This window comes from Thalassobellus sediminis (assembly GCF_044386045.1).
Taxonomy (GTDB): Bacteria; Bacteroidota; Bacteroidia; order Flavobacteriales; family Flavobacteriaceae; genus Thalassobellus; species Thalassobellus sediminis.
In genome coordinates this window covers 1-974 of record NZ_JBISCD010000014.1, presented here as the reverse complement: position 1 = coordinate 974, position 974 = coordinate 1, and the positions used below count along the sequence as shown (strand labels likewise).

Genomic DNA, 974 nt, shown 5'->3' with positions numbered 1-974 from the left:
CGTTAGGCACAAGCTAAACCATACGATGAACAATAGAATTTCCAAAATACCGAATAACGTTCAAGACAGAAGTTCTGTTGCTTGGAGAAATCTATGTGAATATATTGACCAAGTTGCTGAAAACGGAACCGATGAGTTTGTTCCGAGAGAAGCGCTTGGAGACGAATTGTTTGCTCAAATTTTCACTCTTCCCGAGTCAATCGGAAAACTTAAAAAAGTAAAGAAAATTGGACTTTATGGGAGCAATCTAAAGAGAATTCCGCCCGAAATCGGACAAATGGAATCACTTGAATATTTTGACCCTTATACTTCCTATGATTTGCATTGGTTTCCATTTGAGATTTACAAATGCAAAAAACTAAAAGACAGCCGAATTAGTACAAGAGCACTTTATGGAAATTATAAAAACCGAATGGGATTTCCAAGACTTGACCACAATCCTGTACGATACTTTGGAGACAATTTAAAATGTAGTGTCTGCGAAAAGGAATTGACATACGAAACAACCAATCAAATGTGGATTACTGCACACGTTGGAACTGACACAATACCAATGCTCGCAAATTTTTGCTCAAAAGAGTGTGAACAGAATTTACCAAAACCACCAGAAAATTATGTGCAAATTCCTCATAAAGGTGGAGCTTATTTAGTTCAACCACCTGACGAAGATGAATTATGGGAAATTGAAATGGTGGAAAGAGAAAAAGCCGAAAGAGAAAATTCTGATAAGGAAGAACCAACTGAACAAATAAATACTGATTCAGGAAAAGTAAAATTGGATGTTTCTAAACTTCCGATTTTAAAACTTGTGCGAAAAATTTGGGAGAAATAATGAAAAAGCCAGTGCCTAACATTGTATAAAAATAATAGCGGTTTAATCGCTAAAACGAAAATGAAATTTATAAATCAAACGACAGTAACAAACCGAAAAGTAAGTGCGTAAAAATCCGCTACTATTCTTATACGTTACCGTT

Annotated in this window: 1 pseudogene; it reads left to right on the top strand. The window is 35.2% G+C overall.

What is annotated here, in order from left to right:
* Positions 1-832, top strand: a pseudogene (locus ACH5TW_RS00180) (hypothetical protein); the annotation flags it as partial.
* Between the last annotated feature and the right edge of the window lie 142 nt (positions 833-974).